Origin of the sequence: Allobosea massiliensis (assembly GCF_042655245.1) — a bacterium.
In the GTDB taxonomy this organism is placed as follows: domain Bacteria; phylum Pseudomonadota; class Alphaproteobacteria; order Rhizobiales; family Beijerinckiaceae; genus Allobosea; species Allobosea massiliensis.
Genome location: NZ_JBHSLU010000127.1, coordinates 109,839 through 135,392, shown reverse-complemented (window position 1 = coordinate 135,392; position 25,554 = coordinate 109,839). Strand labels below are relative to the sequence as shown.

General features: G+C 67.9%; 26 protein-coding genes. 17 read left to right on the top strand and 9 right to left on the bottom strand.

Annotated elements, in window-relative coordinates; all coding sequences use genetic code 11:
• Positions 1 to 5 precede the first annotated feature (5 nt).
• Positions 6 to 1,595, bottom strand: a complete 1,590-nt coding sequence (locus tag ACFPN9_RS27500) for a gamma-glutamyltransferase family protein (RefSeq protein ID WP_066723196.1) — start codon at positions 1,593 to 1,595, stop codon at positions 6 to 8.
• Positions 1,596 to 1,739: 144 nt separating this feature from the next.
• On the opposite strand from ACFPN9_RS27500, the gene ACFPN9_RS27495 reads away from it, so the two are divergent.
• Positions 1,740 to 1,979, top strand: a complete 240-nt coding sequence (locus tag ACFPN9_RS27495; RefSeq protein WP_066723169.1) for a hypothetical protein — start codon at positions 1,740 to 1,742, stop codon at positions 1,977 to 1,979.
• 7 nt (positions 1,980 to 1,986) lie between these two features.
• Here ACFPN9_RS27495 and ACFPN9_RS27490 read toward each other — a convergent pair whose 3' ends face one another.
• The 3 genes from ACFPN9_RS27490 to ACFPN9_RS27480 form a co-directional block, all read right to left on the bottom strand.
• The gene (locus tag ACFPN9_RS27490; protein WP_066723171.1) at positions 1,987 to 2,352 is read right to left on the bottom strand and encodes a DUF1850 domain-containing protein; all 366 of its coding nucleotides are present in this window, start codon (positions 2,350 to 2,352) and stop codon (positions 1,987 to 1,989) included.
• A 10-nt stretch (positions 2,353 to 2,362) separates the two neighbouring features.
• A complete protein-coding gene (locus ACFPN9_RS27485) occupies positions 2,363 to 4,669 on the bottom strand; it encodes a TRAP transporter permease (protein ID WP_082733313.1) in 2,307 nt (768 codons plus the stop codon).
• 73 nt (positions 4,670 to 4,742) lie between these two features.
• Positions 4,743 to 5,699 (bottom strand): TAXI family TRAP transporter solute-binding subunit, encoded by a 957-nt coding sequence (locus ACFPN9_RS27480; RefSeq protein ID WP_082735340.1) that lies wholly within the window; start codon positions 5,697 to 5,699, stop codon positions 4,743 to 4,745.
• A gap of 249 nt (positions 5,700 to 5,948) precedes the next feature.
• Here ACFPN9_RS27480 and ACFPN9_RS27475 point away from each other — a divergent pair, with 249 nt between their 5' ends.
• From ACFPN9_RS27475 to ACFPN9_RS27430, 10 genes are all read left to right on the top strand, one after another.
• Positions 5,949 to 7,568 carry an OpgD/OpgG family glucan biosynthesis protein gene (locus ACFPN9_RS27475; protein ID WP_068078287.1) on the top strand — a complete coding sequence of 540 codons (1,620 nt, stop codon included), beginning with the start codon at positions 5,949 to 5,951 and terminating at the stop codon, positions 7,566 to 7,568.
• An 85-nt stretch (positions 7,569 to 7,653) separates the two neighbouring features.
• The gene (locus tag ACFPN9_RS27470) at positions 7,654 to 7,803 is read left to right on the top strand and encodes a hypothetical protein (protein ID WP_156446624.1); all 150 of its coding nucleotides are present in this window, start codon (positions 7,654 to 7,656) and stop codon (positions 7,801 to 7,803) included.
• A gap of 17 nt (positions 7,804 to 7,820) precedes the next feature.
• Positions 7,821 to 8,555 (top strand): zinc ABC transporter ATP-binding protein AztA, encoded by a 735-nt coding sequence (gene aztA / locus ACFPN9_RS27465; protein WP_066723810.1) that lies wholly within the window; start codon positions 7,821 to 7,823, stop codon positions 8,553 to 8,555.
• A gap of 174 nt (positions 8,556 to 8,729) precedes the next feature.
• Positions 8,730 to 9,605, top strand: coding sequence for a metal ABC transporter permease (locus ACFPN9_RS27460; RefSeq protein WP_066723812.1), 876 nt, complete (start codon positions 8,730 to 8,732; stop codon positions 9,603 to 9,605).
• Between the two features lie 37 nt (positions 9,606 to 9,642).
• A complete protein-coding gene (locus ACFPN9_RS27455; protein WP_066723815.1) occupies positions 9,643 to 10,590 on the top strand; it encodes a metal ABC transporter substrate-binding protein in 948 nt (315 codons plus the stop codon).
• 184 nt (positions 10,591 to 10,774) lie between these two features.
• Entirely contained in the window at positions 10,775 to 11,737 is a 963-nt protein-coding gene (locus ACFPN9_RS27450) for a CobW family GTP-binding protein (protein ID WP_066723819.1), read from the top strand.
• A 148-nt stretch (positions 11,738 to 11,885) separates the two neighbouring features.
• Positions 11,886 to 12,896: a WD40 repeat domain-containing protein gene (locus ACFPN9_RS27445; protein WP_066723822.1), complete on the top strand. Its 1,011-nt coding sequence runs from the start codon at positions 11,886 to 11,888 to the stop codon at positions 12,894 to 12,896.
• A 9-nt stretch (positions 12,897 to 12,905) separates the two neighbouring features.
• Positions 12,906 to 13,184: a hypothetical protein gene (locus ACFPN9_RS27440; protein ID WP_066723825.1), complete on the top strand. Its 279-nt coding sequence runs from the start codon at positions 12,906 to 12,908 to the stop codon at positions 13,182 to 13,184.
• 84 nt (positions 13,185 to 13,268) lie between these two features.
• Positions 13,269 to 14,450, top strand: a complete 1,182-nt coding sequence (locus ACFPN9_RS27435) for a winged helix-turn-helix domain-containing protein (RefSeq protein WP_377817933.1) — start codon at positions 13,269 to 13,271, stop codon at positions 14,448 to 14,450.
• A gap of 270 nt (positions 14,451 to 14,720) precedes the next feature.
• Positions 14,721 to 15,335 (top strand): DUF930 domain-containing protein, encoded by a 615-nt coding sequence (locus tag ACFPN9_RS27430; protein WP_245282312.1) that lies wholly within the window; start codon positions 14,721 to 14,723, stop codon positions 15,333 to 15,335.
• A 7-nt stretch (positions 15,336 to 15,342) separates the two neighbouring features.
• Here ACFPN9_RS27430 and mutT read toward each other — a convergent pair whose 3' ends face one another.
• The 4 genes from mutT to argJ are packed head-to-tail and all read right to left on the bottom strand — an operon-like array spanning position 15,343 to position 18,441.
• Positions 15,343 to 15,759: an 8-oxo-dGTP diphosphatase MutT gene (mutT, locus tag ACFPN9_RS27425; protein WP_066723831.1), complete on the bottom strand. Its 417-nt coding sequence runs from the start codon at positions 15,757 to 15,759 to the stop codon at positions 15,343 to 15,345.
• Positions 15,756 to 16,262, bottom strand: coding sequence for a peptidase associated/transthyretin-like domain-containing protein (locus ACFPN9_RS27420; RefSeq protein ID WP_066723834.1), 507 nt, complete (start codon positions 16,260 to 16,262; stop codon positions 15,756 to 15,758). Before ACFPN9_RS27420 ends, mutT begins: the two co-directional genes overlap by 4 nt.
• Before the next feature lie 13 nt (positions 16,263 to 16,275).
• Positions 16,276 to 17,190 carry a DMT family transporter gene (locus ACFPN9_RS27415; RefSeq protein ID WP_066723837.1) on the bottom strand — a complete coding sequence of 305 codons (915 nt, stop codon included), beginning with the start codon at positions 17,188 to 17,190 and terminating at the stop codon, positions 16,276 to 16,278.
• Entirely contained in the window at positions 17,191 to 18,441 is a 1,251-nt protein-coding gene (gene argJ, locus ACFPN9_RS27410) for a bifunctional glutamate N-acetyltransferase/amino-acid acetyltransferase ArgJ (protein WP_066723847.1), read from the bottom strand.
• Positions 18,442 to 18,548: 107 nt separating this feature from the next.
• On the opposite strand from argJ, the gene ACFPN9_RS27405 reads away from it, so the two are divergent.
• Together ACFPN9_RS27405 and ACFPN9_RS27400 are read left to right on the top strand one after the other, a co-directional pair.
• Positions 18,549 to 18,800, top strand: a complete 252-nt coding sequence (locus ACFPN9_RS27405) for a type II toxin-antitoxin system RelE family toxin (RefSeq protein ID WP_066723850.1) — start codon at positions 18,549 to 18,551, stop codon at positions 18,798 to 18,800.
• Positions 18,801 to 18,812: 12 nt separating this feature from the next.
• A complete protein-coding gene (locus tag ACFPN9_RS27400; RefSeq protein ID WP_066723853.1) occupies positions 18,813 to 19,190 on the top strand; it encodes a helix-turn-helix domain-containing protein in 378 nt (125 codons plus the stop codon).
• A gap of 77 nt (positions 19,191 to 19,267) precedes the next feature.
• Here ACFPN9_RS27400 and ACFPN9_RS27395 read toward each other — a convergent pair whose 3' ends face one another.
• Positions 19,268 to 20,113, bottom strand: coding sequence for a peptidylprolyl isomerase (locus tag ACFPN9_RS27395; RefSeq protein ID WP_066723856.1), 846 nt, complete (start codon positions 20,111 to 20,113; stop codon positions 19,268 to 19,270).
• 358 nt (positions 20,114 to 20,471) lie between these two features.
• On the opposite strand from ACFPN9_RS27395, the gene secA reads away from it, so the two are divergent.
• The 4 genes from secA (at position 20,472) to sdhD (ending at position 25,554) form a co-directional block, all read left to right on the top strand.
• Complete coding sequence (secA, locus tag ACFPN9_RS27390) at positions 20,472 to 23,243, top strand: preprotein translocase subunit SecA (RefSeq protein WP_066723858.1); 2,772 nt, start codon at positions 20,472 to 20,474, stop codon at positions 23,241 to 23,243.
• A gap of 283 nt (positions 23,244 to 23,526) precedes the next feature.
• Positions 23,527 to 24,600, top strand: a complete 1,074-nt coding sequence (locus ACFPN9_RS27385) for a MaoC family dehydratase (RefSeq protein ID WP_066723861.1) — start codon at positions 23,527 to 23,529, stop codon at positions 24,598 to 24,600.
• A 154-nt stretch (positions 24,601 to 24,754) separates the two neighbouring features.
• Positions 24,755 to 25,150: a succinate dehydrogenase, cytochrome b556 subunit gene (gene sdhC, locus ACFPN9_RS27380; RefSeq protein ID WP_066723864.1), complete on the top strand. Its 396-nt coding sequence runs from the start codon at positions 24,755 to 24,757 to the stop codon at positions 25,148 to 25,150.
• A gap of 11 nt (positions 25,151 to 25,161) precedes the next feature.
• Positions 25,162 to 25,554 carry a succinate dehydrogenase, hydrophobic membrane anchor protein gene (gene sdhD / locus ACFPN9_RS27375; RefSeq protein WP_066723867.1) on the top strand — a complete coding sequence of 131 codons (393 nt, stop codon included), beginning with the start codon at positions 25,162 to 25,164 and terminating at the stop codon, positions 25,552 to 25,554.

Sequence of the window (25,554 nt, the reverse complement as noted above, 5' to 3'; positions counted from 1 at the left end):
ACCCCCTAGCAGCCCCTGGCATCGCCGTCGGAGCGGGGATCATGCGCCGCTTCGACATGGCCCTTCGGATGCTTCACCAGCATGCCCGCATGGCCGAACTGGTCGGAATAGGCTTCCGAATACTCCTCGACCGGATGGCCGGCGCCGGTCAGGCGGGCGAGCAGCATCGGGTCGAAACGGCTTTCGAGCTTGAGCGAGATCGAACCCGCGCCCCAGGTCCGGCCGAAGAGCCAGCGCGGCGCATCGACCGCCGCCGCTGCGCCAGCGCCGAAGCGGTAGCGCGTCAGGATCTGCGCCTGGAACTGCGGCTGGCCGTCCCCGCCCATCGAGCCGTAGGCATTGATCCGCCCGTCGTCGAAGCGGGCGAAGGCGGGGTTCAGCGTGTGGAACGGCTTGCGGCCCGGCTGCAGCGGGTTCACCGCCTTGGCGTCGAGCGAGAAGGAGACGCCGCGGTTCTGCCAGTTGATGCCGGTGCGGGGCAGGATGCAGCCCGAGCCGTACTCCCAGTAGATCGACTGGATGTAGGAGACGGCCAGCCCCGAGCCGTCGATCGCGCCCATCCAGACGGTGTCGCCATCGCCGGTTTTGAACGGCCAGGCCGCGGCACGGCGCTTGTCGATCGCCGCCGCCTCGCGGGCGAAGACCGCCTCGGTCAGCACATTCGCCGGATCGACCGTGGCGAAGGCGGGGTCGGTGACGATGCGGTCGCGGATGGCGAAGGCGCGCTTGGTCGCTTCGACCAGCCCGTGATGATAGTCGAAGCCGTCGGGCCGCGTGACGCCGAGCTGCTCGAAGATGCCGAGGATCAGGAGCGAGGCGACACCCTGCGTCGGCGGCGGGCAGTTGTAGACGGTCAGCCCCGGCAGCCGGACCGAGAGCGGCGCGACGAAGCGGGCCTTGTAGGCCTCCAGGTCGGCGCGGGTGACGGGGGCGCCGATGCGCTCGAGATCGCCGGCGATCTCACGGCCGACATCGCCGCGATAGAAATCCGAGAGCCCCGCCGAGGCGAGCTGGCGGAAGGTCTCGCCCAGCGCCTCGGGCTTGCGCCGCGCCCCGGCCTTGGGCTGCTCGCCACCCGGCCAGAAGAACTCGCTGAAGCCGATCGCCTCCTTCACGGCCTCGACCTGCTGCGGCCAGGTCCGCAGTTCGGAGGCAGAGATCTCGTAGCCTTCGCTGCAATGGCGGATCGCGTCCGCCAGCAGATCCTTCAGCGGCATCTTGCCGCCGAGGCTCTTCGACAGCGAGAGCGCCGCCTCCCAGCCGCCGATCGCGCCCGCGACCGTGACGGCGGAATCGGGCCCGCGCGGGGGAATGACGTCATGGCCCTTGTCGCGATAGCGCGCGATGGTGGCGAGCGCGCCGGCCGGGCCGCAGGCCTCGACCGCATGGACCTTGCCGCCCGGCTCATGGATCAGCCAGAAGCCGTCGCCGCCGATCGCGTTCATATGCGGGTAGACGACGGCAATCGTGGCGGCCATGGCGACCATCGCCTCGATGGCGTTGCCGCCCTCGGCGAGAATGGCGCGGCCGGCTTCGGAGGCGAGGTGATGGGGCGCGGCGGCGGCGGCCGAACCGAAGACAGGCGTATCGATCATCAGGGTCTTTTCAAGCTCGGCGGGACGGACCATCTCGGGCGGAGGGCGCGATTTTGTTGCATGCTGGAGCCGGCTTCGCTAGAGCTTGCGCCCGAAAACCGGCGCCTGCCCTGCGCCAGGACCGCTGATCGAGGACCGAACGACATGGCCGCAAGGCGCACCAACTGGCGCAACCTGATCATGGTGGTGTCGCTCGGCATCCTGATCGCGGTCGAGCTGTTCGGCGTGGCGCTCGCTTCGGGCTGGGCGCTGGCAGGCCTGTTCGAACTCGGTGCCATCGTCAGCTATGTGCTGATGGCGCTGTTCTCGCTGCTGGCCGGCTATGCCATGGTCAATCTGATGCGCCGCGTGCTGAAGATCGAGCGGCTGACCGAGGGCGGCTGAAGCCGCGTCAACCACAGGCGGTCAGCCTCACCGGGTCCGCCTCGGGCGGCACGAGTTCCGCCATCGCCCGGCAGCGTCCCGCGATGCAGACCTGCCAGTCCGCCGTCGCGCCGGATCGACGCATCACGACCTCCCGCTGTGGCGGCAGTTGCGGCGTCCAGCGCCAAAAGCCGTCGACCAGCCTCGCGTCCGGTGGCGCCTCCATCCCGGCGCCCGAGCCCTGGATCCGCGCCTCGACCAGCGTCACGCCGTCGGGACCGGCGCGCCAGACCTCCTCCCACAGCGTCTTCTGGACCGAATGCCGCCAGGACAGGGTGATCTCGCTCGTCCCGAGCGAGACCGCAACGGCTCCCGCCGCGAGGCAGAGGCTCATCGCGACGTCATCAGGCCGCGGCAGCGCGCTCGGCCGTCCGAGCGCGCCAGAGATGCACGCCGATCAGCAGGGCAGCGAGTCCGAAGCCGATCTCGTCGGTCACTGGCAGCGCCAGCACCAGCGCGGCGGCGGCGGCGGCGGCGAGAGCCCGCTCCCACAGCGCCATGTCGCGCTTCAGATAGCCGATCGTCGCCGCGCCCCACAGCGTGACGGCGAGCAAGGCCTTGCCGATGATGTAGGCGGCACCGAGCGCATAGGAAAAGCCGGTGACGCCCTGCACGGGCTGCAGCATCAGGGCCGGATCATAGACCGCCATGAAGGGGATGACGAAGCCCGCCATCGCGATCTTCACGGCCTGGAACGAGATCTTGAACCCCGATTCCTTGGCGATCGGCGCGGCCGCGAAGGCCGCGAGCGCCACCGGCGGCGTCAGATCCGCCATGATGCCGAAATAGAACACGAACATGTGGCTGACGATCAGCGGCACGCCGAGCTTCAGCAGGATCGGCGCGGCGATCGACGAGGTGATGATGTAGTTCGGGATCGTCGGGATGCCCATGCCGAGGATCAGGCTGACGACCATGGTCAGCACAAGCGCCAGGAACAGCGATTTCTCGCCGACCGCCACCACGGCATTGCCGAAGATCGTGCCGACGCCGGTCAGCGTCATCGTGCCGATCACCAGACCGACCACCGCGCAGGCGATGCCGACGGGGATGGCCTGGCGCGCGCCGTCGGCCAGCGCCTCGCGGCAGGCCGCGACCGTCTCCGCGCCGCCGCGGGTGGCGAGGCTGGCCAGGACGAGCAGCAGCACGACCCCGACCATCACCAGGATGCCGTACCAGAAGAAGAAGGCGCAGAGCAGCCCGAGGCCGACCCAAAACAGCACGCGCAGCGCGATCGAGCCGATCCCCAGCGCGAGCGAGCCGCCGAGGATCAGCACCACGGTCAGCGCGAGCCCGACCGAACCCGAGAAGAGCGGCGTGTAGCCGGAGAACAGCAGATAGACCAGCACCGCCAGCGGGGCGATCAGATACCATTTCGTCGCCAGCGCCTTGCCGGCACTGGGAAGCTCCTCCCGCGGCAGGCCGACGAGGCCGCGCTTGCCGGCCTCGAGATGCACGGCGAGGAAGGCGGCCGTATAGTAGAGGATCGCGGGCACGATCGCGGCCTGGACGATGTCGGCATAGGGCACATCGATGGTCTCGGCCATGATGAAGGCGACCGCCCCCATCACCGGCGGCATGATCTGGCCGCCCATCGAGGCTGTGGCCTCGACGCCGCCGGCGAAGGCAGGGCGGTAGCCGAAGCGCTTCATCAGCGGAATCGTGAACTGGCCCGTCGAGACGACATTGGCGACGCCGGAGCCCGAGATCGTGCCCATCAGGCCCGAGGAGAACACCGCGACCTTGGCCGGACCGCCGCGGGCGCTGCCGAACAGCCCCATGGCGATATCGGTGAAGAGCTGGATCATGCCTGCGCGTTCCAGGAAGGAGCCGAACAGGATGAACAGGAAGATGAAGGTGGCGGAGACACCCGTCGGCGTGGCGTAGATACCCTCCGTGCCGAAGGACATGTGCTCGATCACCTGCTCCAGCGAATAGCCGCGGTGGTTGAGCGGCGCGGGCAGCCATTGGCCGAACAGGCAATAGGCGAGGAAGAGGCCGGAGACGATCGGCAGGGCCGGTCCCATGAAGCGCCAGCAGATGACGAAGAGAACGGCGATGGCCGCGATGCCGACGACGAGATCGGCAGGCGTGACCTCACCCGCGCGCGCCACCAGCTCCTCGTAGAGCACCCAGTGATAGAGGCCGATGGCGAAGCCGATGCCGGCCAGCGCCCAGGCCGAGAGAACGGCAAGCCGGCCATGGCTCTTGTGCTGGGCGAGCAGGCCGCCCGCGACGAGGCAGAGAAAGCCGACATGCAGCGCCCGGAGGATCTGGTTCGGCAGCGAGCCGCCGAAGCGGGCCAGCAGCTCGACGACGACCAGCATCGGCAGGAAGGCCAGCAGCATGTCCAGCCAGGGCCGTGACCGGACGGCCTGGATCAGGATCGCGACCAGCCAGGCTGCCATGGTGAGGCGCAGCACATCGACCAGGCTCACCCCTGCGAGGCGATGATCGAGCGGGACGTTGAAGGCCGTGGCGATCTGGAACAGCGAGAAGGCGACGGCGATCCAGAACAGCAGGCGCCCCTGCCAGCCGGGGCCGAAGCCGGGCGGCAGACCATGTTCGGGATCGACCGGCACGGCCGGCGTCTGTGCATGGATGCCGCCGATATCCGGCACGGCCAGAGGCTGCGTCTCGTCTTTGCTCATCGTCGTCATCCGCTCAGAGAAAAGGCGGGGCCAGACATGCCGGCCCCGCCCATTATTCGACTGCAGGCGCGGCTCAGGAGCCGACCTTCAGGCCCTTTTCCTTGAAGTAGCGCGCCGCACCCGGATGCAGCGGGATCGGCATGCCCTCGAGCGCACCCTCGAGCTTGATCGAGCGCGCGGCGGCATGGGCGGCCCCGAGATCGCCAAGGTTCTCGTAGATCGCCTTGGTCATCTCGTAGACGGTCTCTTCCTTCATGCCCTCATGGGTCACGAGGTAGTTCATCACCGCCGCGGCGGGCACGGCGGCTGTCTGGCCGGTATAGGTGTTGGCCGGAATATTCGCCTTGACGAAAGGCGCACCGGCCTTGTCGACCACAGCGGCCGGAACCTCGACCACCGTGATTTCGACCGAGGTGGCGAGGTCGCGCAGCGAGGCGACACCGAGCCCGGCCGACTGCAGCGTGGCGTCGAGCTGGCGGTTCTTCATCAGCTCGACGGACTCGGCGAAGGGCAGATATTCGACCTTGGCGAGGTCCTTGTAGCTCATGCCGGCCGCGGCGAGGATCGCGCGGGCGTTGAGTTCGGTGCCGGATTTCGGCGCGCCGACCGAGAGGCGCTTGCCCTTCAGATCGGCGAGGGTCTTGATGCCACTGTCCTTGGAGGCGACGATCTGGACATAGTTCGGATAGATCGCGGTGACGCCGCGCAGCTTCTTGAGCGGGGACTTGAAGCCCGCCTCCTCGTCGCCCTTCCAGGCGGCGGCGAGCGAGTCGCCGAGCGTGAAGGCGATTTCGCCCTTTGCCTGTTGCAGCAGCTGCAGATTCTCGACCGAGGCCTTGGTGGCCTGAACGGTCGGGCGGACATTCTTGATCTTGTCGCCATAGATCTTCGAGAGCGCGACGCCGAGCGGGTAATAGACGCCCGAGGTGCCACCGGTCAGGACGTTGATAAAGTCCTGGGCGCGCGCACCGGCGGGCGCGAGCGCAATGAGGGCGGCGGTGGCAAGGCCAGCGAGTCGCCGGCGGGACATGATCCGTTGCATACTAACCTCCCGATCGATTGCCGGCCGGATGCCGGTCTCGTCCTCTTGTAGATCAGCCGCACGGCAAATTGAAAGGCGGGACGCTTTGCCCAACGGCTCTTTGCCGTCGATGGGCGATGTTTTCGCCATGATTGGCCGGCATTCGCAAAGGGCCACAGGCCGCGGTTGCCCTTGCGGCCGGGACCGGTTAGCCCCACCTGCATCCATCGTTCCTCCAGCCCTGCGAGCCCACCCGCCATGCCCGAGAGCGCCCGCCCGCCCCGCCCCGACCGCCGCATGCTGTTGGCCGGAGCCAGTGCGACCGCGGCACTCGCCGCGCTCGGCTTTGCGCCGGAAGCGTTGGCCCAGCAGGGGCTGCGGCTGGGCGAGGCGGAAAGCTTCGGCTTCGACGCGCTCAAACAGCGCGCCCGCGAGATGGCGGCGAAGCCTTATCAGGCGCCGCCGAGCCCGCGGCCCGACGTGCTGGAACGGATCGACTACGACGCCCATGGCAAGATCCGCTTCAAGCCGGAGATGGCCCTCTGGGCGAACGGTCCCTCCGCCTGGCCGGTGACCTTCTTCCATCTCGGCCGCTACTTCCAGAAGCCGGTCCGGATGCATGTCGTCGAGGGCGGCCGCGCCCGCGAGATCGTCTATGACGAGAGCTATTTCGAGATGCCGGCGGATTCGCCGGCGCGCGAACTGCCGCGCGGGGCGGGCTTTGCCGGCTTCCGCTTCCAGGAGAGCCGCACCGGTCATCCCGGCCGCAAGGGCGAGAAGCTGGAGTGGCAGAAGAACGACTGGGTCGCCTTTCTCGGCGCCTCCTATTTCCGCGCCATCGGCGAGCTCTACCAGTACGGCCTGTCGGCGCGGGGCCTCGCCATCGACCCCGCCGTGGCGGGCAAGGCCGAGGAATTCCCCGACTTCACCCATATCTGGCTTGAGACGCCGCAGCCTGGCGCCGAATTCGTCGTCGTCTATGCCCTGCTGTCCGGCCCCAGTGTGGCGGGCGCCTATCGCTTCCGGATGCATCGCGGCAAGGGCGTGACGATGGAGATCGAGAGCGAGATCCATCTGCGCAAGGATGTCGAGCGGCTCGGCATCGCGCCGCTGACCTCGATGTACTGGTACTCCGAGAAGGCCAAGACGACCGCCGTCGACTGGCGCCCGGAGGTCCATGATTCCGACGGCCTCGCGCTCTGGACCGGCGCAGGCGAGCGGGCGCTGCGCCCGCTGAACAACCCGCCGCGCACGATGGCCTCGTCCTTCATGGACGACAACCCGCGCGGCTTCGGGCTGGTGCAGCGCGACCGCGAGGTCGGGCATTATCTCGACGGCGTCTTCTACGAGCGCCGTCCGAGCCTCTGGGTCGAGACGCAAGGGAACTGGGGCAAGGGCGCGGTCCAGCTCATCGAGATCCCGACCGACGACGAGATCCACGACAACATCGTCGCCATGTGGGTGCCGGCCGGTCCCGCCAAGGCGGGCGCCACCTACGCGTTGCGCTACAAGCTGCACTGGCTCGCCGACGAACCCTTCCAGGGCGATCTCGGTCGCGTCGTCGCCACGCGGCTCGGCAATGGCGGCCAGCCCGGCACGACCCGCCCGAAGGGCGTGCGCAAGTTCATGGTCGAGTTCAAGGGGCCGGCGCTGGAGGCCATCCCCTTCGGCGTGAAGCCCGAGGTCGTGCTCTCGGCCTCGCGCGGCAGCTATTCCTACATCTTCGCCGAGGCCGTGCCCAATGATGTCCCCGGCCACTGGCGCGCCCAGTTCGACCTGACGGTCGAAGGCCAGGACCCGGTCGAAATGCGCTGCTTCCTGAAGGCCGGCGACAAGGTGCTCACCGAGACCTGGCTGTATCAGTATCTGCCGTTCTGAGGCGGCAGCCGCTGAGACCGCCTGCGATCGGCCGGGCCGACGACCAACCTTGCCTCTGCTGTGTTGTAACAGTATATCATCGCACATGGCTGACCGGCACGCCCATCCTGTTACCCACGCCGTCCCGCAGGCTCCGGGCTGGTCGCTGCTGCGACTCTCGGCGCTGGGGCGCATGGGTCTGGCGGCCGGCGTCGTCGCCCTATTGTGGATCGCGACCTTCGCGGTGATCGCGTGACGCGGGGAACCGCCGCCATGTCTGCCATCCGCCTGACCGATCTGACGCTGGGCTATGACCGGCATCCGGCCGTGCATCATCTCTCGGGCGAGATCGCCACGGGCAGCCTGACGGCCATCGTCGGCCCCAACGGTGCCGGCAAGTCGACCCTGCTCAAGGGCATTGCCGGGGCGTTATCTCCGCTGGGCGGCGACATCGCCCTGGCTCGCGGCCGGCGCCTGGCCTATCTGCCGCAGCAGGCGGAGCTCGACCGCTCCTTCCCGATCCATGTCTACGATCTCGTCGCGATGGGGCTGTGGAACCGGGCCGGCATCTTCGGACGCATCGGGGGCGGAGCCGCCGCCAAGATCGAGGCGGCGATCGCCGCCGTCGGGCTCGCCGGCTTCGAGCGCCGGCCGATCGGTGCGCTTTCCGGCGGCCAGATGCAGCGCGCCCTCTTCGCGCGGCTGCTGCTGCAGGACGCCGACATCATTCTGCTCGACGAGCCCTTCACCGCCATCGACGCCCGCACCACCGCCGATCTGCTGGCGCTGGTGCAGCGCTGGCATGGCGAAAGCCGGACCGTCGTCGCGGTCCTCCACGACATCGAGACGGTGCGCCGCGCCTTTCCGCAAACGCTGCTGCTGGCGCGGGAGAGCGTCGCCTGGGGCGCAACCGCCGAGGTTCTGACCGCCGCCAACCTGCTGAAGGCGCGCCGCATGGTCGAGGCCTTCGACAGCCACGCGGAACCGTGCGAGCGCGACGCGGCGTGAGCCCGGTTCACGTCCGTCACTTCTGAGAGATTCCCTGCCGGGTCATCCCGGGCGGCCGAAGGGAGACCCGGGATCCATTCCGGAACCTCTCCGGCATGCGCTCCGGAATGGGTCCCGGGTCTGCGCTTCGCTCCGCCCGGGACGACGGCGCGCTTGAACGGACCACAGGTTTGCATGCTCTACGACCTCTTCATCGGCCCCTTCGCCGAATTCGACTTCATGCGCCGGGCGCTGGTCGGCGTCGTCGCACTGTCGGTCTCGGGCGGTGCCATCGGGGTCTTCCTGATGCTGCGCCGGATGAGCCTGACCGGCGACGCCATGGCCCATGCCATCCTGCCCGGTGCCGCGATCGGCTATCTCGTCGCCGGCTTCTCGCTGCCGGCGATGACGCTGGGCGGGCTCGCGGCCGGCTTTGCGGTGGCGCTCGCGGCGGGAGCCGTAGCCCGCGTCACGGTGATCAAGGAGGACGCCTCGCTCGCCGCCTTCTACCTGATCTCGCTGGCGCTCGGCGTCACAATCGTCTCTCTGCGCGGCTCGGCGGTCGACCTCTTCCATGTCCTCTTCGGCAATGTGCTGGCGCTCGACGACGACGTGCTGATCCTGCTTTCGGGGGTGGCGACGGTCTCCCTGATGACTCTCGCGGCGCTCTATCGCCCGCTGGTGATGGAATGCGTCGATCCCGGCTTCCTGCGCTCGGTCAGCCGCTCCGGCGGCCTCGTCCATCTCACCTTCCTCGGCCTCGTCGTGCTCAATCTGGTGGCCGGCTTCCATGCGCTGGGCACATTGCTGGCGGTCGGGCTGATGATGCTGCCCGCGGCGGCCGCCCGGTTCTGGACCGCCGACATCACGCGGCTGATCCTGCTCGCCAGCGGCTTCGGCATGGTCGCGGGCTATGCCGGGCTGGTGCTGTCCTACTCGGCGGGCAGCAATCTGCCGGCAGGGCCGGCAATCATCCTCGCGGCGGGCGCGCTCTATCTCGGCTCGCTCCTGCTCGGCACGCAGGGCGGGCTCGCCCGTCGGCTCTTGCCGCGCCGGCACCTTCAGGCGTAGTGATGTTATAGTGTTGCATCATTCACTGGAGGCACTCATGCCGAACCGTCGCGCCCTGCTCGGCGCCTTCGCCGCCGGGCTCATCCTCGCCCAGGCGTCGCTGGCCGCCACCGCCCAGGAGAAGCTGCCCGTCGTCGCGAGCTTCTCGATCCTGGGCGACTTCGTGAAGGAGGTCGGCGGCGATCGCATCGCACTGACCACGCTCGTCGGCCCCAATGGCGACGCCCATGTCTATTCGCCGACGCCGGCCGATGCGAAGGCGATGGCCGGGGCCAAGCTCGTCGTCGTCAACGGGCTGAAATTCGAGGGCTGGATCACCCGGCTGATCAAGTCGTCCGGCACCAAGGCGACGATCGCGACCGCGACCACCGGCATCACGCCGCTGCAGAACGAAGCCGACGATCACGACCACGGCAAGAAGGACAAGCACGGCCACAACCATGCCGGCCAGGACGATCCGCACGCCTGGCAGAGCGTCGCCAACGCCAAGATCTACGTCGCCAACATCCGCGATGCCCTGGTGAAGGCCGATCCGGCCGGCCAGGCGAACTACGAGGCCAATGCGACGCGCTATCTCGCCCAGCTCGATGCGGTCGAGGCCGAGGTCAAGGCGGCGATCGCACGCATTCCGGCCGATCGCCGCAAGGCGATCACCTCGCACGACGCCTTCGGCTATTTCGTGAAGGCTTACGGCATCGAGTTCATCGCGCCGCAGGGCGTCTCGACCGAGGCCGAGGCCTCGGCCAAGGATGTCGGCCGCATCATCCGGCAGATCAAGGCGGAGAAGATCCCGGCCGTCTTCCTCGAAAACGTCACCAATCCACGCCTCGTCGAGCGGATCGCCAAGGAGAGCGGCGCCAGGGTCGGCGGCCAGATCTTCTCCGACGCGCTGTCGGATGCGGCCGGTCCGGCCGGGACTTACATCGCGATGATGAAACACAATATAAGCCAGATCGAAAAGGCGCTCGCCGCCGGCCCGGCCTGAGAGGCATCTGGACCCCGACCGCGACGTCATCCCGGACAAGCCGCGCAGCGGCGCCGAGCCGGGATCCATTCCTGACCCGTTCGGGAATGGATCCCGGCTCTCCGCTTCGCTTCGGCCGGGATGACCCGCGAGGATGTCGGATCCGACGGTGTCACTGGACCGCCTCGTTGAAGCAGGATCGACCATGTCCGAGAAAATTCCCGTCACGGTGCTCACCGGCTATCTGGGCGCCGGCAAGACCACGCTTCTGAACCGCATCCTCACCGAGGACCACGGCAAGAAATTCGCCGTCATCGTCAACGAGTTCGGCGAGGCCGGCATCGATGGCGACCTCGTCGTCGGCGCCGACGAGGAAGTCTTCGAGATGAACAACGGCTGCATCTGCTGCACCGTGCGCGGCGACCTGATCCGCATTCTCGACGGGCTGATGAAGCGCAAGGGCAAGTTCGACGCGATCATCGTCGAGACGACGGGCCTCGCCGATCCTGCCCCCGTCGCCCAGACCTTCTTCGTCGACCAGGATGTCGGCGACGCCACCAAGCTCGATGCGGTGATCACCGTGACCGACGCGAAATGGCTCAAGGAGCGGCTCAAGGACGCGCCGGAGGCCAAGAACCAGATCGCCTTCGCCGATGTGATCGTGCTCAACAAGACCGATCTCGTGACGCCCGAAGAGCTCGCCTCGGTCGAGGCCGCGATCCGCGCCATCAACCCCTATGCCAAGCTGCACAAGACCGAGCGCTGCGCGCTGCCGATCGACCAGCTGCTCGACCGCAACGCCTTCGATCTCGACCGCATCCTCGACATCGAGCCGGATTTCCTCGAATCCGGCCATCACCACCATCATTCGGACGAGGTCCGCTCGATGTCCTTCACGATCCCCGGCGATGTCGATCCCGAGAAGTTCATGCCCTGGATCAACGATGTCAGCCAGGCGCAGGGGCCCAATATCCTGCGCTCCAAGGGCATCCTCGCCTTCAAGGGCGAGCCGCGCCGCTTCGTCTTCCAGGGCGTGCACATGATCCTGGACGGCGATCTCCAGCGCGACTGGAAGGCCGGCGAAACGCGCGAAAGCCGTCTCGTCTTCATCGGCCGCGACCTGAACGAGAACGAGCTGCGCAAAGGCTTCGAGGCCTGCGCGGCGTGAGCCGTCCGCAGTCGGAGCGCTCTCCCGTCATTGCGAGGAGCGCAGCGACGAAGCAATCCAGAGCCGCGTGCGCTACGCCTCCTGGATTGCTTCGCTCCGCTCGCAATGACGGTTCAAGCCACGTCGAAAACGTTCTAAAGCCTCAGCCATGAACACGACCACCGCCCCCGTCTCGCTGCGCGAGCATGTCGTCCCCGTCGAGGCCGGAGCGCATGTCGTCGGCGCCCATTGGCTGGGATCGACGCTCGCCCTCGCCCTCGCCGATGGCCGCGTGCTGCGCTGGACGGACGGCGTGAGCGAAAATGTCGAGGCCCATGCCGGCGGCATCCTCTGCGCCTGTGGCGACGGCCAGCGGCTGATCACGGGCGGCGATGACGGACGGGTGGTCGCGCTGACGGCGGACGGAGGCCCTGCCGAGCTCGCCCGCGACGAGAAGCGGCGCTGGATCGATGCGGTGACGCTCTCACCCTCCGGCAGCCTCGCCTGGAATACCGGCCGCACTGTCCATGCCCGCGACGACAAGGGCCGCGTCACCTCGCTCGACCTGGCTTCGACCCCGCAGGGGCTGGTCTTCGCGCCCAAGGGCTATCGCCTCGCCATCGGCCAGATGAACGGCGTCTCGCTCTGGTATCCGGCGACGCAGACCAAGCCTGAGTTCCTCGACTGGAAGGGCTCGCATCTCGACGTCGTCTGGTCGCCGGACGGGCGCTTCGTCGTCTCCTCGATGCAGGAGAACGCGCTGCATGGCTGGCGCCTGGGCGAGAAGCCGAGCCATATGCGGATGACCGGCTATCCGGCCAAGCCGCGCTCGCTGTCCTGGTCGCATGACGGGCTCTGGCTGGCCTCGAGCGGAGCGGACGCCGCCATCGTCTGGCCCTTCCAGGGCGACGGCCCGCAGGGCAAGGCGCCGCGCGAATGCGGCGCCCGCCACGCCAAGGTCACCCGCGTCGCCTTCCACCCCAAGGCGCTGGTCCTCGCGGTCGGCTATGACGATGGCTGCATCCTGATGATCCGCCTGACCGACGCCTCGGAACTGCTGGTGCGCCCGGCCCTGCGCGGCAGCGGCATCACCGCCTTCGCCTGGGACAAGGGCGGCAAACGCCTCGCCTTCGGCACGGAAGACGGCGCGGCCGGCGTTCTGACCCTGCCCACGGCCTAGGCTGCGACGATGCGCTTCGGGCTCTTCGGCAAGGGTGGCCCCGACAAGAGCGAAGCGGCGGCACAGGCCAACCGCGTCAAGGCGCTGCTGCGGGAGATCGCGGACCTGCCGGAGGCTGCCGCGATCGCGGTCAACGAGATCCTCTGCGCCGACCCCGCCTGCCCCGGCACCGAGACGGTGATCCTGGTGATGAACCCGGGCGAGAAGACGAAAGCCTTCAAGCTGGCGATGGCGATGGCGGAGGTGACGCCCGAGGCGCTGCGGGAGGCGTTGTCGGGCGGCGCTTGATGCGTAAGCCCCCGCCTCCTGACACAAGGCTGGACGCCGCGCCCTAAACTCCGGCAGCCTTCTTCGCAGCCCCGGACCCCGCCTATGCCGCCCCGCCCGCCCAGGACGATCACCCTCTCGCGCGAAGAGGCGCGACGCCTCTGGCTGCGGGCGCAGCGGCTCGACAGCAGCCAGCCCTTCGGTGCGGGGGCGCAGGCCACGAAGGCGGCGGTCGAGCATCTGGGCTATGTCCAGATCGACACGATCAACGTCATCGAGCGCTGCCACCACCACATCCTGTTCAGCCGCATCCCCGCCTATGAGCGGGGGCATCTGGCGCAGGCCCAGTCGCTCGACAGAAGCGTCTTCGAATACTGGACCCACGCGCTCTCCTATGTGCCGGTGCGCGACATCCGCTTCTTTCTCGGGGCGATGAAGGCGCATCGCGCCGAGCCGCGGCGCTGGTCGGCCATCGGCGGGCGCGTCGAAGCGCGCCGGCTGCTCGCCCGCATCCGAAAGGACGGGCCGCTCACCATCCGCGACATCGACAACGATGTGCTGGTCGAGAAGGCGCATCTCTGGGCCAGCAAGAAGCCCTCCAAGGGGCTGTTGGAGCGCGCCTTCTACGATGGCGACCTGGTGATTTCGGCCCGCGCCGGCATGCTCAAGACCTATGAGCTAACAGACCGGCATTTTGGCTGGGACAGGCGCCCGACGCTGGCCTCGGAACGGCAGGTCACCGCCTACAGGCTCGACCGGGCGCTGCGCGCGCAAGGCGTCGTCAGCCTCGATTCGATCTGCCATCTCGATGCGCCCGCCAAGGCAGCGGTGGCGGAGCTGATCGAGGCCCGCGTGAAGCACCGCGAGCTGATGCCGGTCGAAATCGAAGACTCGACCGTGCCGCACTGGATGGCGCGCGAGGGGGAGGAACCGGCGGCGCCGCAGCCCGACCTCGTCCACATCCTCTCGCCCTTCGACCCGCTGATCATCCAGCGCAAACGGCTGAAGCTGTTCTTCGGCTATGCCCATGCTTTCGAGGCCTATCTGCCGAAGGAGAAGCGCGTCTTCGGCTATTTCGGCTTGCCCGTGCTGATCGGCGACAGGGTCGTGGCGGTGCTCGACCTCAAGACCGACCGCCAGGCGGGGCGGCTGCTGATCCAGCAATGGACCTGGCTGGAAGGGCAGGAAAGCCCTGAGCGCAAGGCGCTGATCGAGACCGAGCTGGACCGCTTCGAGCGGTTTCAGCTGGCGAGAGACGTGGCCGTCCCAGCGCCCGACGATGCCTGACCGTCATTGCGAGCGCAGCGAAGCAATACAGGGGCCGTCGAGCGAACCCGTCTGGATTGCTTCGCTGCGCTCGCAACGACGGAGAAGCCACCGTTCCGACACGCCCGCCGCAAATTCGTCCATTTCTGCAGCGCCTTTCGGCTGGCCGAACGGCAAGCAAGACGGAGCCGTCCGGTGTCCACGCATGATCTCGCGAAGGTGGCCGCCCTCACCCTGCCGGTGTGGTGAATGCGAGCGTTGGGCGCGCGCATCGGGACATACCGTCCCGCCTTGGCCGGCGCGACCCTGTTCCATCTCCTGCTCCTGGCGGCGCTCGGGTCGCTGTCGATCCGGCCGTTGCTCGAGGTGGCGCCTCAGGCCGAGACCCGCGTCGATGTCGAATTGCTGACGCCGAGCGAGTTTGCTGCGACGACGCGGCAAGGCCCCGCCGCGGCGCCGCGAAGCGGGCCGCCCTCCCAGCCTGAGGCCATCGAAGCGGCGCCACCCACCGAGCCGGGCGGCATGGTCAAGGCGAGCCGGATGATGGCGGCGGAGGCGCTCGCCCATCCCCTGAGCCGTCAGGCGCGGGAAACGCTGCCGCTTCTGGCGGCCGACGAGCGCGCCGAGCAGCTCTGCGGTCTGGAGGCGATGAGCCAGATCCATGCCTGGAAGAGCGATTTCGAGCCGGACCGGGTGACGGCCTATGCAAAGGGAGCGACGAAGCTGGTTGGCCGCGCCCTCATCGCCGATGGCGCGGCCTTCCGCAGCAAGCGCCGCTGGTACGATCTGAACTTCCGCTGCGAACTCAGCCCCGATCAGGCGGCGGTCGTCGCCTTCGCGTTTCGCGTCGGCGATCCCGTGCCCCGCAGCCAATGGGCGAAACTCGGCCTGCCTGAACGCTATTGAGGCCCGCTCACGCCCCCAGCAGATCGATCAGATGCGGGATCAGCGGCTCGTCGGCGGGCGGCATGGCCAGCTCCCGCAGCTTGGCCGGACGGACCCATTTCAGCGCCTGCGCCTCGCGCGAGGCGACCTGCCCCTCCCAGCGACGGCAGATATAGAGCGGCATCAGCAGGTGGAACTCGGGATAGGCGAAGCTGGCGAAGGTCAGCGGCGCCAGGCACTCCTCCTTGATCGTGATGCCGAGCTCCTCGGACAACTCGCGGATCAGAGCCGGCTCGGGCCGCTCGCCCGGCTCCAGCTTGCCGCCCGGAAACTCCCACATCCCGGCCAGCGCCTTGCCCTCGGGCCGCTGGGCCACCAGCACGCGGTTGTCGGAATCGATCAGGGCGCAGGCGACGACGAGGAGAAGCTTCACGGAGGGACTCAGTAGCCGGAGAGGATGAGGTGCAGGGGTTGCGTCTCCTTACCCGTCACGGTGACACTGTCATAGACCGAGCCGCCCTCGCGCGAGAGCGCATCCTCGTCGCCCCAGATCACCTGCGTCGTCACGAAATAGTCGCCCGGCGCGACCTTCTCGAAGACGAAGCGCCCGTTCGCCTCGGCCTTGGTGGTGCGGGTGTAGTCGCCATAGGCGGGGTCGGGGTTGTCGTCGCGGGGATAGTCGCGATGGGGCACGAATTTGCGCGTGCCGTAGAAATTGGCGAAGCGCTCGCGGGCATAGGCCGTGGCCGGGACGAGGCGGACCAGCTGCCCGGCCGCATTGACGACGACGCCGCTCGGCTTGGTGCGGAAGGCATGGCCGGTGATGACGGTCGTGCCGGTCTTCCTGATGAAGGCCGCCTCCTCGACGGAGAAGGCGACGGTCGCGGGCTTGCGCTCGACGCACCCCGACAACGCCAAGGCGAGAACGATCCCCAGCCCGATCCTCATGCCGCTCGCCCCCTCAGGCAGACTTGGCCGCACGCTGCGACGTCGTCACCAGGAAGACGCCGGCGAGGATGATGCAACCGCCGAGGATCTGCCGCAACTCCAGCGTTTCCCCGAGCACGACGATGCCGAGGATCGTCGCCACCGTCGGCACGAGATAGCCCGTCATCGCCGCCCGCGTCGGCCCGGCGGCGCGGATCAGCCGCATGAACACCGCCATCGGCACAGCCGTGGCGAGCAGGCCGAGCGCCAGCATGGCCGGGACATGATCGGCCATCGGGGCGAAGGTGGCAGGACCGGCGAAGACCAGCGTCAGCACGAGCGCGACGAGTCCGGAGACGACCTGCTGCCCGAGCGCCAGCCGCGCCGGATCGCCGGCCGAGGCGGGGATGGCGCGGGCATAGAGATTGCCGATGCTGTAGCCCAGCATGACGCCGACCATGGCGAGCACGCCGAGCGCCGTGCCGCCGCCCTCGATCAGGCGCGGGCCGATCAGCAGCGCGACCCCGGCCATGCCGAGCCCGATGCCGGCCAGCCGTCGCAGGCCCATCCGCTCCTCGGCGAAGAGGAAATGCGCGAAGATCGCCGTCACCAGCGGCCCGCCGGCCTGGATCATCGCGGCCGGGCCGCTGGCGAGTTGCACTAGCGCATAGGCGACGAGGACGTTCGGCACCCAGCCATTGGTCGTGCCGAGCACCAGCCAGTGCCGGATTTCGTCGCGCCGCGGGATCGGGCTCTGGCCGAGCCAGGCGACATAGGCGGCGAGCGCCGCCGCCCCGATCAGCCCGCGCCCCGCGGCGAGCGCGAGCGGCGAGATCGCGCCGCCCGTCAGCTTGATGAACAGGAAGCTCGAGCCCCAGAAGCAGGAGCAGACCAGCAGATGCCCGAGGACGAAGGCACGGCTGGGGCTGGGGCGGGCCTGCTCGATCATTCAGGACCGGTAGTCGCCGTTGATCTCGACATAGGCCTTGGTCAGGTCGCAGGTCCAGACCGTGGCCTTGCCGCGACCGAGGCCGAGATCGGCGGTAATGACGATGTGCTCGCCCTTCATATAGGCGGAGACGGCGGCCTCGTCATAGGACGGCGCGCGGGCCCCCTGCTGCGCGACCTTGATCTCGCCGAAGGAGATGTCGAGCCGGTCGCGGTCGGCCGGTTCGCCAGCCTTGCCGACGGCCATGACGACGCGGCCCCAATTGGCGTCCTCGCCAGCGATCGCGGTCTTGACCAGCGGCGAATTGGCGATCGAGAGCGCGACCCGCTTGGCCGAGCGCGAGGAGGCCGCGCCCGCGACGCGCACCTCGACGAATTTGCGCGCGCCCTCGCCGTCCTTGCAGACGAGATGGGCGAGTTCGAGCAGCAGCGAATTCAGCGCGCGCTTGAAGCCGGACAACCGGGCATCGCCGATCTCGGTGATCGCGGGAACGCCGCGCGCCGCCGCCTTGCCCGTGGCGAACAGCATCAGCGTGTCCGAGGTCGAGGTGTCGCTGTCGACGGTGACGGCGTTGAAGGAGCCCTTCACCCCCTTGGAGAGCAGCGCCTGCAGCACGGGCGCGGCGATCGGCGCATCCGTGAAGACGAAGGAGAGCATCGTCGCCATGTCGGGCGCGATCATGCCGGCGCCCTTGGCGATGCCGGCGAGAACGACCTCATGGCCGTCGATCTTCGCCTTGCGCGAGAGCGCCTTGGGGAAGGTGTCGGTCGTCATGATCGCCTTGGCCGCGTCGATCCAGGGGCCGTCCGCGACGCGCTTGGCGCAAGCTTCCAGCACGCCCTCGAACTTGCTGGCGTCGAGGGGCTCGCCGATCACGCCGGTCGAGGCGATGAAGACCTCTTGCGGCTTGCAGCCCGCGGCCTTGGCCGCGATCTTCGCCGTCAGCGCCACGGAATCGCGGCCTTTGAGGCCGGTAAAGGCGTTGGCATTGCCGGAGTTGACGACAATCGCCCGCGCCGAGCCCTGCTTCAGGTTCTCGCGGCACCAGTCGACCGGCGCGGAGGGGCATTTCGAGCGGGTGAAGACGCCGGCGACCTGCGTGCCCTCGTCGAGCAGGGCGAGCCAGACATCGGTGCGGCCCTTGTACTTGATGCCGGCTTCAGCGGTGGCGAAGCGCACGCCCGGGACCGGCGGAACCTTGGGCTGGCGCTTCGGCGCGAGCGGGGAAACGGGAACATCCTTGCCGGCCATGGTGGCGTCTCCTGTGCGGGAGGCCCGTGTGCCGCAGGGGCGCCGCGAAGGCAAGGTCGGCCCACAACCTGTTTCCTTGTCCATAGCGATATGCTATAGTTTCCGACATGCGGCGGATCGTCTACCAGACGAAGGCATTGAGGGCCTTGCGCGCCCTACCGATCGGGACGGCGGCGCGCATCCGAGGCAAGATCGAACAATATGCGGAGGCTCCCGCGAGTCTGGCTACGAATGTCCGAAAGCTTCAGGGGCGTGACGGCTATCGCCTGCGGATCGGCGATTATCGCGTCATCTTCGATGAGGACGGCGCCGTCCTCGACATCCTCGATATCGGCCATCGAAGCCGCATCTACGACTGAGGAGGACAGCATATGGATGAGGGATTCGAGGTCATCGTCCGACCCGGCGGAGAGCGGATGATCGTGGTTCCGGAAGCGACGTTCGAGCGGCTGCGCGACGCTGCCGAAATGGCCGAGGATGTGCTGGCCTATGACGAGGCCAAACGCCGTCTCGCCGCGGGCGAGGAGGAGTTCGTCCCCTCCGCCATGGTCGATCGCATTCTCGCGGGCGAGAACCTCGTGCGGGTCTGGCGAGAGCATCGCGGGCTGACCGTCAGCGCGCTGGCGGAGATGGCGGGCATCGCCCAGCCCTATCTCTCGCAGATCGAGACCGGGAAGCGCGAGGGCACGCTGCAGACGATGAAGAAGATCGCCGGGGCGCTGCGCGTGAAGCTCGACGATCTGGTCTGAGCGTGCCCCAGGCCATGAAAAAGGCCCGCGCGGCGGCGCGGGCCTGATTGGTCTCGATCAGAAGGCCGAAGCCGGCCTCAGGGCTTCTTCGGCTCGGCCGGCGTCGGGGTCGCGGGGGCGGCCGGCTGGTCGAGACGCTCGACCTTGGCCTTCTCGCGCAGCGCCAGGATGATGTCCTGCTGCGCCTTGCGCTCGAGATACTGGTCGATCTGCGGCTTCACCATCGCGAAATCGGGCAGCGGCTTGGTCCGCTTGTCCTCGAGCTTGATGACGTGCCAGCCGAACTGGCTCTTCACCGGCTCCGAGACCTGACCCTTGTTCAGCTTGAAGGCGGCCTCGGCGAATTCCGGCACCATCCGGTCCTTGGTGAACCAACCGAGGGAACCGCCCTCCTTGCCGGAGCCCGGATCCTTGGAGAGCTCGGCGGCGACCTTGGCGAAATCCTCGCCCTTCTTCAGCCGCTCGGCCACCGCCTTCGCCTGGGCCTCGTCCTCGACGAGGATATGGCGGGCATTGATCTCCTCTTCGGGAGCCATCGCCTTGGTGGTCTCGTCATAGAGCTTCTTGGCCGCCTCCGGCGTCGCGGCCTTCTTGCCCTCGGCGGTCAGGTACTGGTCGAGCAGCACCTTCTCGCGGAAATAGGCGAGGCGGGCGGCGAAATCCGGCCCTTCGGCCGTCTTGGCCGCGATCGCGGCGCGGGCGCCGAGCTTCAGATCGACGAGATAGTTGATGACCTCGTCGCGCTTGCGCTCCTCGGGGAGCTGCGCGAGGCGCTCGCCCAGATCCTCGGTGGCGAGTCCGATCTCGCGCTCGGTGATGGCGATACCGTCGACCTTGGCGACGACCTTGTCCGCCTGCGCGAAGACCGGCGTCGCGAGCAGCACGAGGCCGAGCGAAACCATGCCGAGACGAGACACCTTCATGGGAACTGCCTTCTTGCGGGGATGAGAGCGAACCTTGCGTTCGCCGGTGCACTGCCAGTTGAACGCGGCAAAGGCAAGGCACGAAAGGCGCCATCATCGTCGCTTCACGAAGCTTTGCTGCGGCACTCCCCCGGCTGCCGGAGCCTGGACTTGGAAGATCCCGCAGCCAACCCTACATCCGGGCGGTCCGCGCGGGTTCGTACCGCGCTGCGCGCCAACGGCGTGCGGCGCCGCAAGGCAATGCTGGACCCCGCCTTCGCGCGCGTCTAAACACGCCGTCGCATTGAGAATTCAGGTTCCGGCTGGACGCGGCGCAAGGCCGGCGCGGCGCCGGAGCCACACCACCGAAAGGCCGACCATGCTTGGCGCGCTCGCAAAGAAACTCTTCGGCTCGTCGAACGATCGGCGCGTCAAGGGCTACGGCTCCCGCGTGGCCGCGATCAACGCGCTGGAGAAGGAGGTCTCGGCGCTGAGCGACGAGGCGCTCCAGGCCCGGACCGCCGCCTTCCGCGAGCAGCTCGCCAAGGGCGCCAAGCTCGACGATCTGCTGGTTCCGGCCTTCGCGACCGTGCGCGAGGCGGCCAAACGCGTGCTCGGCCAGCGGCCCTACGACGTCCAGCTCATCGGCGGCATGGTGCTGCACGAGGGCGCCATCGCCGAGATGAAGACCGGCGAGGGCAAGACCTTGGTTGCCACCCTGCCGACCTATCTCAACGCGCTGGAAGGCAAGGGCGTCCACGTCGTCACCGTCAACGACTACCTGGCCCGCCGCGACGCGGAATGGATGGCGAAGCTCTACAACTTCCTCGGCCTCAGCGTCGGCATCATCGTCCACGGCATCGACGACGAGGAGCGCCAGCGCGCCTATGCCTGCGACATCACCTACGGCACCAACAACGAATTCGGCTTCGATTATCTCCGCGACAACATGAAGTATGACGTCGCGCAGATGAGCCAGCGCGGCCACCACTTCGCCATTGTCGACGAGGTCGACTCGATCCTGGTCGACGAGGCGCGCACGCCGCTGATCATCTCCGGCCCGCTCGACGACAAGTCGGACCTCTATGTCTCGATCGACAAGGTCCTGCCCGGTTTGGTGAAGGGCGATTACGAGGTCGACGAGAAGCAGCGCGCGGTCTCGCTGACGGAGGCCGGCAACGAGCATATCGAGGAGCTCCTGCGCGAGGCCGGGCTGCTCAAGGAGGGCGATCTCTACGACGCTCAGAACGTCACCCTCGTCCATCACGTCAACCAGGCGCTGCGCGCCCACACCCTGTTCACGCGCGACAAGGACTACATCGTCCGCGGCGACGAGGTTGTCATCATCGACGAGTTCACCGGCCGCATGATGCCGGGGCGGCGCTATTCGGAAGGCCTCCACCAGGCGCTCGAGGCCAAGGAGCGGGTCACCGTCCAGCCCGAGAACGCGACGCTGGCCTCGATCACCTTCCAGAACTATTTCCGGCTCTATTCCAAGCTCGCCGGCATGACCGGCACGGCCGCGACCGAGGCCGACGAGTTCTTCCAGATCTACAAGCTCGAGGTCGTCGAGATCCCGACCAACGTCCCGGTCGCGCGCAAGGACGAGGATGACGAGGTCTACCGCACCTTCGAGGAGAAGGTCCGCGGCGTGATCCGCGAGATCAAGGCGGCGCAGGAGGCCGGCCAGCCGCTGCTCGTCGGCACGACCTCGATCGAGCGCTCCGAGCTGATCGCCGAGATGCTGGAGAAGGACGGCTTCAAGCTGATCGATTTCACCGATCCCAAGGCGCTGGAGCCGATCTACGAGGCGGCCCGCCAGGGCAAGCCCTCGCGCGCCTTCGCCGTGCTGAACGCCCGCTTCCACGAGCAGGAGGCCTATATCGTCGCCCAGGCCGGCGTGCCGGGCGCCATCACCATCGCCACCAACATGGCCGGCCGCGGCACCGACATCCAGCTCGGCGGCAATGCCGAGATGCGGATCGCCCATGATCTCGCCGGCATGGAGGAAGGGCCCGAGCGCGAAGCGCAGGCCGCCCGCATCCGCGCCGAAGTGGCCGATTTCAAGCAGCGGGTCCTCAAGGCCGGCGGGCTCTACATCGTCGGCACCGAGCGGCATGAGAGCCGCCGCATCGACAACCAGCTGCGCGGCCGCGCCGGCCGCCAGGGCGACCCCGGCCGCTCCAAGTTCTTCCTGTCGCTGCAGGACGACCTGATGCGGATCTTCGGCTCGGACCGTATGGACGGCATGCTGACCAAGCTCGGCCTCAAGGAGGACGAGGCGATCGTCCATCCCTGGATCAACAAGGCGGTCGAGAAGGCGCAAGGAAAGGTCGAGGCGCGCAACTTCGACATCCGCAAGAACATCCTGAAATACGACGACGTCATGAACGACCAGCGCAAGGTCGTCTTCGAACAGCGCCGCGACTTCATGCGCCAGGCCAGCGTGCGCGAGACCATCGACGACATGCGCCAGGGCGTCGCCGACGATCTGGTGACGAGGCACATCCCCGAAGAGGCCTATCCCGAGCAGTGGGACACCGCCGCGCTCAAGGAGGGCGTGCTGCAGTTCCTCAATCTCGACCTGCCGATCGAGGAATGGGCCAAGGAGGAAGGCATCGCCGACGCCGAGCTGCGCGAGCGCATCCGCAAGATCGCCGACGAGGATTATGCCGCCCGCATTGCCCGCAACACCGACGAGGTCATGACCTATGTCGAGAAGCAGGTGCTGCTGCAGACGCTCGACACGCTCTGGCGCGAGCATCTGGTCACGCTCGACCATCTGCGCCAGGTCATCGGCTGGCGCGGCTATGCCCAGCGCGACCCGCTGAACGAGTACAAGCAGGAGGCCTTCGAGCTGTTCGACGGGCTGATCGGCCGCCTGCGCGAGCAGGTGACCGGCAATCTGATGCGCATCGAAGTCCGCTTCGAGCAGCCCGAGGACACCGCCCCGCCGGCGCAGGACACGCTGCCGCCGCCCTTCGGCGGCTACGGCCCGGGCGGGATGCAGTTCGCCGCGCTGGAGGCCGATACGGCCGTGCTCGAGCGCAACCCGGCCGACCCCGCGAGCTGGGGCAAGGTCGGCCGCAACGAGCCCTGCCCCTGCGGCTCGGGCAAGAAGTACAAGCACTGCCACGGGCAGTATATCTGAGGCGCCCGGTGCGCCTCTGCCGTCCTTTCCGGGGCGCGCTGCAGGCCCGAGCCAGCGTTTCGCTCAGCCCTCATCCTGAGGAGCGCTCGCAGAGCGCGTCTCGAAGGATGCTCCAGATCGTTCCGGAGCCTGCTGACGCATCCTTCGAGACGCCGCTGACGCGGCTCCTCAGGATAAGGGCCAAGGGCTTGAACGACCGTGCCCCGCCCTTCGTCGCATCCGCGCGGGCTGGACGGCGCCGCCCATCGCAGCGCACAATCGCGCGCAGCCAGCGAGCGAGCCCATGCCCGGATCGACCCAGAACCCCGTCCCGAAGACCAGCGCCGGGCGCTTCTTCGAGGATTTCCACCTCGGTGACGTGATCGTCCATGCGACGCCGCGCACGGTCACGGCCGGCGACGTCTCGCTCTACACCGCGCTCTACGGGCCGCGTTTCGCGGTGCAGTCCTCGAATGCCTTCGCCCAGGCGATCGGCTATCCCACGGCCCCGGTCGACGACCTCCTCGTTTTCCACATCGTCTTCGGCAAGACGGTTCCGGACGTCTCGGTGAATGCGGTCGCCAATCTCGGCTATGCCGACGGACGCTTCCTGAAGCCGGTCTTTCCGGGCGACACGCTCTCGACCACCTCGGAGGTGATCGGGCTGAAGCAGACCTCGGCCGGCGATGCCGGCATCGTCTATGTTCGCTCGATCGGCCGCAACCAGCATGGCGAGATCGTGCTGAGCTATGCGCGCTGGGTGCTGGTGCGCAAACGCACGCCCGGCACGCCGGCCCATGCCGAGCAGGTGCCGGAGCTACCCAAGGCGGTGCTGCCGGAGGAACTCGGCGAGGGCTGCCCGCCGCTCGATCTCTCGGCCTATGACGACGCGCTCGCCGGCAGCCGCTTCCGCTGGGGCGATTACGCGCCGGGCGAACGCATCGACCATGTCGACGGCATGACGGTGGAAGAAGCCGAGCACCAGATCGCGACCCGGCTCTACCAGAACACCGCCAAGGTCCATTTCGATGGCCACGGCGCCCGCTCCACCCGCTTCGGCAAGCGCCTGATCTATGGCGGCCATGTCATCAGCCTGGCCCGCGCGCTCTCCTTCAATGGGCTCGGCAACGCCTTCCACATCGCGGCGCTGAACGGCGGGCGCCATGTCGCGCCGCTCTTCGCCGGCGACACCGTCTTCGCCTGGAGCGAGGTGCTGGAAGTGGCTGAGCTGCCCGGCCGCGAGGATGTCGGCGCGCTGCGGCTGCGGCTGGTCGCGACCAAGAACCGCCCCTGCGCCGACCACCCGTTGAAGACGGGCGAGGGCTACGATCCCGACGTCATCCTCGATCTCGACTACTGGGCCCTGCTGCCGCGTTAGCGATTCTGTAACCGCTGACAGATTCTGTATTCTGTCACCACGCTGTCGTCATGCCGCATTGCAGCGGCGGAGTGGTTTCGATAGACAGCCAGACACTCTAGAATGATCCCAAATGGATAGGCCCGTCCCCGGGCGTTTCCCACGGAGAACGATCTTGGCCGAGATCAAACAGGCGGCGCGTCCGCTCTCGCCGCATCTGCAGATCTATCGCTGGTCCTGGACGATGGCGATGTCCATCGCCCATCGCGCCACCGGCGTCGCGCTCTATGCCGGCACGGTGCTCATCGCGGCCTGGCTCGTCGCCGCCGCCTCGGGCCCGGCCGCCTTCGACACCGCGCAGGCGATCGCGGGCTCCTGGTTCGGCCGCCTCGTCCTGTTCGGCTATTCCTTCGTGCTGCTGCACCACATGGCCGGCGGCGTGCGCCATTTCATCTGGGACATGGGCAAGGGCTACGACCCGCAGACCCGGATGAACCTGGCGAAATACAGCGTGGTCTTCTCGGGCGGGCTGACCCTGCTCGTCTGGATCGTCGCTTTGGCCGTGCGCTGAGGAGAGAGCCGATGCAGTCCCACTCCTCGCTCCGCACCCCGCTTTCGCGCGTCCGCGGCCTCGGCTCGGCCAAGTCCGGCACCGGCCATTTCTGGCTGCAGCGCATGACGGCGGTGTCGAACCTCGTCCTGACGCTGATCTTCCTCGGCATCGTGATTTCGCTCGCCGGCAAGCCCTATCCGGCGGCGCTCGCCATTCTGTCGCACCCGCTGGTGGCGATCCTGATGCTGCTTTTCGTCGTATCCGGTTGCGTGCACATGCGCATCGGCATGCAGGTCATCATCGAGGACTATGTCCATGGTGAGGGCGCCAAGATCGCGGCCGTAATGGCCAATACCTTCTTCGCGATCGCGATCGGCGCGGCTTGCGCCTATGCGGTGCTGAAGCTGTCCTTTGGAGGCTGA

Bases quoted from the DNA above. Each gene is read 5' to 3' on its own strand.
- aztA (WP_066723810.1), top strand. From the start codon at position 7,821: ATGTCTGCCATCCGCCTGACCGATCTGACGCTGGGCTATGACCGGCAT.
- argJ (WP_066723847.1), bottom strand. From the start codon at position 18,441: ATGGCCGGCAAGGATGTTCCCGTTTCCCCGCTCGCGCCGAAGCGCCAG.
- ACFPN9_RS27440 (WP_066723825.1), top strand. From the start codon at position 12,906: ATGCGCTTCGGGCTCTTCGGCAAGGGTGGCCCCGACAAGAGCGAAGCG.
- ACFPN9_RS27435 (WP_377817933.1), top strand. From the start codon at position 13,269: ATGCCGCCCCGCCCGCCCAGGACGATCACCCTCTCGCGCGAAGAGGCG.
- ACFPN9_RS27405 (WP_066723850.1), top strand. From the start codon at position 18,549: ATGCGGCGGATCGTCTACCAGACGAAGGCATTGAGGGCCTTGCGCGCC.
- ACFPN9_RS27460 (WP_066723812.1), top strand. From the start codon at position 8,730: ATGCTCTACGACCTCTTCATCGGCCCCTTCGCCGAATTCGACTTCATG.
- ACFPN9_RS27475 (WP_068078287.1), top strand. From the start codon at position 5,949: ATGCCCGAGAGCGCCCGCCCGCCCCGCCCCGACCGCCGCATGCTGTTG.
- ACFPN9_RS27495 (WP_066723169.1), top strand. From the start codon at position 1,740: ATGGCCGCAAGGCGCACCAACTGGCGCAACCTGATCATGGTGGTGTCG.
- ACFPN9_RS27455 (WP_066723815.1), top strand. From the start codon at position 9,643: ATGCCGAACCGTCGCGCCCTGCTCGGCGCCTTCGCCGCCGGGCTCATC.
- ACFPN9_RS27470 (WP_156446624.1), top strand. From the start codon at position 7,654: ATGGCTGACCGGCACGCCCATCCTGTTACCCACGCCGTCCCGCAGGCT.
- ACFPN9_RS27420 (WP_066723834.1), bottom strand. From the start codon at position 16,262: ATGAGGATCGGGCTGGGGATCGTTCTCGCCTTGGCGTTGTCGGGGTGC.
- ACFPN9_RS27385 (WP_066723861.1), top strand. From the start codon at position 23,527: ATGCCCGGATCGACCCAGAACCCCGTCCCGAAGACCAGCGCCGGGCGC.
- ACFPN9_RS27450 (WP_066723819.1), top strand. From the start codon at position 10,775: ATGTCCGAGAAAATTCCCGTCACGGTGCTCACCGGCTATCTGGGCGCC.
- sdhD (WP_066723867.1), top strand. From the start codon at position 25,162: ATGCAGTCCCACTCCTCGCTCCGCACCCCGCTTTCGCGCGTCCGCGGC.
- secA (WP_066723858.1), top strand. From the start codon at position 20,472: ATGCTTGGCGCGCTCGCAAAGAAACTCTTCGGCTCGTCGAACGATCGG.
- ACFPN9_RS27485 (WP_082733313.1), bottom strand. From the start codon at position 4,669: ATGAGCAAAGACGAGACGCAGCCTCTGGCCGTGCCGGATATCGGCGGC.
- ACFPN9_RS27490 (WP_066723171.1), bottom strand. From the start codon at position 2,352: ATGAGCCTCTGCCTCGCGGCGGGAGCCGTTGCGGTCTCGCTCGGGACG.
- ACFPN9_RS27415 (WP_066723837.1), bottom strand. From the start codon at position 17,190: ATGATCGAGCAGGCCCGCCCCAGCCCCAGCCGTGCCTTCGTCCTCGGG.
- ACFPN9_RS27400 (WP_066723853.1), top strand. From the start codon at position 18,813: ATGGATGAGGGATTCGAGGTCATCGTCCGACCCGGCGGAGAGCGGATG.
- ACFPN9_RS27445 (WP_066723822.1), top strand. From the start codon at position 11,886: ATGAACACGACCACCGCCCCCGTCTCGCTGCGCGAGCATGTCGTCCCC.
- ACFPN9_RS27500 (WP_066723196.1), bottom strand. From the start codon at position 1,595: ATGATCGATACGCCTGTCTTCGGTTCGGCCGCCGCCGCCGCGCCCCAT.
- ACFPN9_RS27395 (WP_066723856.1), bottom strand. From the start codon at position 20,113: ATGAAGGTGTCTCGTCTCGGCATGGTTTCGCTCGGCCTCGTGCTGCTC.
- ACFPN9_RS27480 (WP_082735340.1), bottom strand. From the start codon at position 5,699: ATGTCCCGCCGGCGACTCGCTGGCCTTGCCACCGCCGCCCTCATTGCG.